The organism is Halomonas sp. BM-2019 (assembly GCF_017584085.1).
This window is the reverse complement of the sequence record NZ_CP071922.1, coordinates 3,311,564-3,316,551: the sequence shown is the minus strand read 5'-3', so window position 1 is coordinate 3,316,551 and position 4,988 is coordinate 3,311,564. Positions and strand designations below refer to the sequence as shown.

Annotated in this window: 6 protein-coding genes and 2 pseudogenes; all 8 read left to right on the top strand. The window is 66.8% G+C overall.

Features of this window, described 5'->3' with window-relative positions:
* Positions 1 to 214: pseudogene (locus tag J5F18_RS16510) on the top strand (erythrose-4-phosphate dehydrogenase); the annotation flags it as partial.
* Between the two features lie 127 nt (positions 215 to 341).
* A pseudogene (locus J5F18_RS16505) lies at positions 342 to 452 on the top strand (type II 3-dehydroquinate dehydratase); the annotation flags it as partial.
* A gap of 156 nt (positions 453 to 608) precedes the next feature.
* Complete coding sequence (napE, locus tag J5F18_RS16500; RefSeq protein WP_346299630.1) at positions 609 to 782, top strand: periplasmic nitrate reductase, NapE protein; 174 nt, start codon at positions 609 to 611, stop codon at positions 780 to 782.
* 26 nt (positions 783 to 808) lie between these two features.
* Positions 809 to 1,321: a ferredoxin-type protein NapF gene (gene napF, locus J5F18_RS16495; protein ID WP_346299629.1), complete on the top strand. Its 513-nt coding sequence runs from the start codon at positions 809 to 811 to the stop codon at positions 1,319 to 1,321.
* Positions 1,311 to 1,634, top strand: coding sequence for a chaperone NapD (locus tag J5F18_RS16490; protein WP_346299628.1), 324 nt, complete (start codon positions 1,311 to 1,313; stop codon positions 1,632 to 1,634). The genes napF and J5F18_RS16490 overlap by 11 nt, the downstream gene beginning before the upstream one ends.
* On the top strand, positions 1,631 to 4,135 hold the full coding sequence (napA, locus tag J5F18_RS16485) for a nitrate reductase catalytic subunit NapA (protein ID WP_346299627.1): 2,505 nt from the start codon (positions 1,631 to 1,633) through the stop codon (positions 4,133 to 4,135). The genes J5F18_RS16490 and napA overlap by 4 nt, the downstream gene beginning before the upstream one ends.
* A 24-nt stretch (positions 4,136 to 4,159) precedes the next feature.
* Positions 4,160 to 4,636 (top strand): nitrate reductase cytochrome c-type subunit, encoded by a 477-nt coding sequence (locus J5F18_RS16480; RefSeq protein WP_346299626.1) that lies wholly within the window; start codon positions 4,160 to 4,162, stop codon positions 4,634 to 4,636.
* Positions 4,633 to 4,988, top strand: a 356-nt coding sequence (locus J5F18_RS16475; protein ID WP_346299625.1) for a NapC/NirT family cytochrome c, incomplete at its 3' end; no start/stop codon positions are given. The genes J5F18_RS16480 and J5F18_RS16475, both read left to right, overlap by 4 nt.

The window sequence follows — 4,988 nt, the reverse complement described above, 5'->3', positions numbered from 1 at the left end:
CCCGGTGCTGGCGGTCAACGCCCAGCCGCTGGTCTCCATCGACTTCAACCACGACGCCAACTCCTCCACCTTCGACGCCAACCACACCCGGGTAAACGGCCGCCTGGTGAAGGTGATGGCCTGGTACGACAACGAGTGGGGCTTCTCCAACCGCATGCTGGACACCGCCCTGGCCATGCAGGCCGCGGGCGACGCCAAGCGCGAAGCGGCCTGAGCGCCTGACCCGACCCGGCCAGCCGCCGGGTCCTGAAGCGAACGCCGGGACGGGAGACCGTTCCGGCGTTCATGCTTTCGGGAGCCGGCCTCAAGTGGCCGGTCGAGGACTTAACCCGGAAATCATACGCCACCACTCCTGCGTCTCGCTGCGTGCCGACGGTGTCATCGCCGGGCTGGGCAGCCAGGGCTATCATGCCGCCCTGGACGCCGTGATCCGGGCGGCCGCCTCCGCCTGACACGCTCTTCCAACGCTTTTCCCCGCGGGCCCGCCAGTGATGGCGGGTCCGCGGGTTTGTGCGCGTTTGTCACCCGGGCTGACACTCGGCTTATTGGCTACCTTAGTAATCAGCGTCATCAATAGTCGTGCTCTATCTGGATGAGGGGATATCCCAATGGAGAAACCGGAGACCATGGCCCCGGAAACGCGCAAGAAGCAGGAGCTCAAGCTGTTCCTGTTCATTGCCGTGCTGCTGTTCCCGATCCTGGCCATCGCCGTGGTCGGGGGCTTCGGCTTCGCCGTCTGGATCTATCAGATGTTTGCTGGCCCCCCGGGCCCGCCGTCCTGACACGCGGTGCTTGACAGCGAGGAACCATGCCACAGTCCGATAACAACAAGCGTCGTCAATTCTTCCGCTCGCTGGGCGGCCAAGGCCCGATAAGACGACCTCCCTGGACCGCTGACGACTTCACCGACCGCTGTGTGCGCTGCCGGGCATGCGTGGATGCCTGTCCGGAGGGCGTGCTGTTTATCGGCGGGGGCGGCTATCCGGAGCTGCGCTTCACCGACGGCGGCTGCACGCTCTGTCGTGCCTGCGTGGACGTCTGCGAAGCGCCGGTCTTCGATACCGGTCGGCCAGCCTTTCCCTGGCGAGCCCGCATCGAGGCGAACTGCCTGGCCCTGGCCAACGTGCACTGCCAGAGCTGCCAGGACGCCTGCGAATGGCGCGCCATCCGCTTCGTTCCACAGCTGGGCCATGCCCCGACCCCGCGGCTGGACACCGCTGCCTGTACCGGCTGCGGCGCCTGCCAGGCCCAGTGCCCCAATCACGCCATCACAATGACAAGTGACACAATGACAAGTGAGGAGAGGGCCCATGTCGACTGATGCCCTGCATATCGCCAGCCTCCTGGTCCACGTGCAGCCGGGTCACGCCCGCTCGGTTGCCCGCTGGGTGGAAGGCCAGGCCGACACCGAGATACGCGCCGAGGATGCCGCCGGCAAGCTGGTGGTGGTGGTGGAGAGCCAGCACGAGAGACGCATCCTCGCGCTGGTCGATGCGCTCCAGTCGCTGCCGGGCGTGCTGGGGGCGGCGCTGGTCTACCACCAGATACTCGACCCCGCCACCGCCGATGAGCCAGAGGCGGCGGACGAACCGCAGCAGCGACAAGCAGGACAAGCAGAAGGGGCCCTGTCATGAAGATGACCCGTCGTGAGTTCGCCAAGGCCAACGCAGCGGCCGTGGCGGCTGCCACCGCCGGCATGGCCATCCCGGCCGGCGCCAGCAACCTGATCACCAACGCCGAGCTGACACAGTTGAACTGGGACAAGGCGCCCTGCCGCTTCTGCGGGGTGGGCTGCAGCGTGATGGTGGCGACCCAGAACGATCGCATCGTCGCCACCCACGGCGACGTTCAGTCGGAGGTCAATCGCGGCCTCAACTGCGTCAAGGGCTACTTCCTCTCCAAGATCCTCTACGGCGAGGACCGGCTGACCCGGCCGATGCTGCGCAAGCGCAACGGCGTCTATGACAAGCGGGGCGATTTCGAGCCGGTCTCCTGGGACGAGGCGCTGGATCTGATGGCGGCGAAGTTCAAGGAGGCCATTCGCGACCATGGGCCGGAGAGCGTGGCGATGTTTGGCTCCGGCCAGTGGACGATCTGGGAAGGCTACGCCGCCAGCAAGCTGTTCAAGGCCGGGCTGCGCTCCAACAACATCGACCCCAACGCGCGGCACTGCATGGCCTCGGCGGTGTTCGCCTTCATGCGCGCCTTCGGCTCCGACGAGCCGATGGGCGTGTATGACGACATCGAAGAGGCCAATGCCTTCGTGCTGTGGGGCTCCAACATGGCCGAGATGCATCCGATCCTCTGGACCCGGGTCACCGACCGCCGGCTCTCCTACCCGGAGACCCGGGTGGCGGTGCTCTCCACCTTCGAGCACCGCAGCTTCGATCTGGCCGACATCCCCATGGTGATGAAGCCCAACGCCGACGTGGTGATTCTCAACTATATCGCCAACCACATCATCCAGACCGACCGCGTGGATCGCGACTTCGTCGAGAATCACACCAGCTTCGTGCGGGCGGTGGACGACATCGGCTACGGGCTGCGACAGGAGCATCCGCTCGAGCAGGCGGCCGCCAACGCCGGGGATCCCAACCGCTGGACGGAGATGAGCTTCGAGGAGTTCGCCGAGCATGTGGCGCCCTTCACCCTGGAGCGCGCCGCCCGGGAGTCCGGTGTCTCCGAGAGCCGCCTGGAGCAGCTCGCCGAACTCTACGCCGACCCCGACACCAAGGTGATGAGCTTCTGGACCATGGGGGTCAACCAGCACACCCGCGGCGTCTGGGTGAACAATCAGATCTACAACCTGCACCTGCTGACCGGCAAGATCTCCGAGCCCGGCAACAGCCCCTTCTCGCTGACCGGCCAGCCCTCGGCCTGCGGCACGGCGCGTGAGGTAGGCACCTTTTCCCACCGCCTGCCGGCGGACCGGGTGGTCACCAACCCCGAGCATCGTCGCGAGGCGGAGGAGATCTGGAAGCTGCCCGAGGGCACCATTCCCGAAAAGGTGGGCTTTCACGCCGTGGAGCAGAGCCGCAAGCTCAAGGATGGCGAGGTCAAGGTCTACTGGACCCAGGTCAGCAACAACATGCAGGCCGGCCCCAACACCCAGCAGGAGATCCTGCCCGGCTGGCGCCACGAGGAGGCCTTCGTCATCGTCTCCGATATCTACCCCACGGCCTCGGCCCAGGCCGCCGACCTGATCCTGCCGGCCGCCTCCTGGGTCGAGAAGGAGGGCGCCTTCGGCAACGCCGAGCGGCGCACCCAGTTCTTCCATCAGCTCGTCTCCGCCCCGGGGGAGGCGCGCTCCGACCTCTGGCAGCTGGTGGAGCTTGCCAAGCGCATCGACGTGGCGGACGTCTGGCCGAGCGAGCTGCTCGACAAGGCGCCCGAGTACCGGGACAAGACCCTGTTCGAGCTGCTCTACGCTAACGGCCAGGTGGATCGCTACCCGCTCTCGGACATGGAGGAGGGTTACGCCAACCAGGAGGCCGAGGCGCTGGGGTTCTACCTCCAGAAGGGGCTATTCGAGGAGTACGCCCGCTTCGGCCGCGGCAAGGGCAAGGACCTGGACGCCTTCGACAACTACCACCAGAACCGCGGCAAGCGCTGGCCGGTGGTAGACGGCAAGGAGACGCTGTGGCGCTACCGCGAGGGCTACGACCCCTACGTCGAAGAGGGCAAGGGCGTGCAGTTCTACGCCAGGCCCGACGACCGGGCGCTGATCTTCGCCGTTCCCGACGAGCCGCCCCCCGAGTCGCCGGACGAGGAGTACCCCTACTGGCTCTCCACCGGGCGGGTGCTGGAGCACTGGCACACCGGCTCGATGACCCGCCGGGTGCCGGAGCTGCACCGGGCGGTGCCGGCGGCGCTGCTCTACATGCACCCCGAGGATGCGCGGGAGGAGGGCATGCGCCGCGGCAGCGAGGTGAAGGTGGTCAGCCGGCGCGGCGAGGTGCGCCTGCGGGTCGAGACCCGGGGCCGGGTCAGGCCGCCCAGGGGGCTGGTCTATGTGCCCTTCTTCGATGCCAACCGGCTGATCAACAACGTGGTCCTGGATGCCACGGACCCGATCTCCAAGCAGACGGACTTCAAGAAGTGTGCAGTGCGCCTGGAACTGATCAGCCTGGCCTGAGGCCGAGACGCAAGGAGAACGACGATGAAATGGCTCAGCATGCTCTGTCTCTCGATCGTCCTGGTGGCGGCCGGCCTGGCGCTGGCCGAAGAGCGCCGGGACGATTCCGCCCCCGACGGCCTGCGTCCCGGGGGCCAGTCGCGGCCGGCCCCGCCGCTGGCCGGCGAGCCCCGGGATCTCGGTCGCCAGGTGCTCAACTACCCCGAGCAGCCGCCGGTCATTCCCCACGGCATTCGCGACTACCAGATCGACACCCGGACCAACCGCTGCCTGACCTGCCATAGCCGTAGCGAGGCGGTGCAGGCCGGTGCGCCCATGGTCAGCATCAGCCACTTCCGGGATCGCCACCAGCAGGTGCTGGCGGCCGTGTCCCCGGATCGCTACTTCTGCACCCAGTGCCATGTGCCCCAGACCGATGCGCCGCCGGTGGTCAGCAACACCTTCCTGACGGTGGACGAGGTGCTGCTCGAGATGCTGCAGGAACGGGGAGGACAGCCATGAAACGCTTGCTGAGACGCTACTGGCACATCCTGACCAGCCCCAGCATGCACTTCAGCCTGGGCTTTCTGACCCTGGGCGGCTTCATTGCCGGGGTCTTCTTCTGGGGCGGATTCAATACCGCGGTGGAGGCCACCAACACCCAGCAGTTCTGCGTCTCCTGTCACGAGATGGAGCGCAATCCGCTGCAGGAAATGCAGGGCACGATCCACTACGAAAACCGCTCCGGGGTGCGCGCCCAGTGTGCCGACTGTCACGTGCCCCACGGCTGGACCCACAAGATGGCCCGCAAGATGGAGGCCTCCAAGGAGGTGTGGGGCTGGGTCTTCGGTACCATTCGTACCGAGGAGCAGTT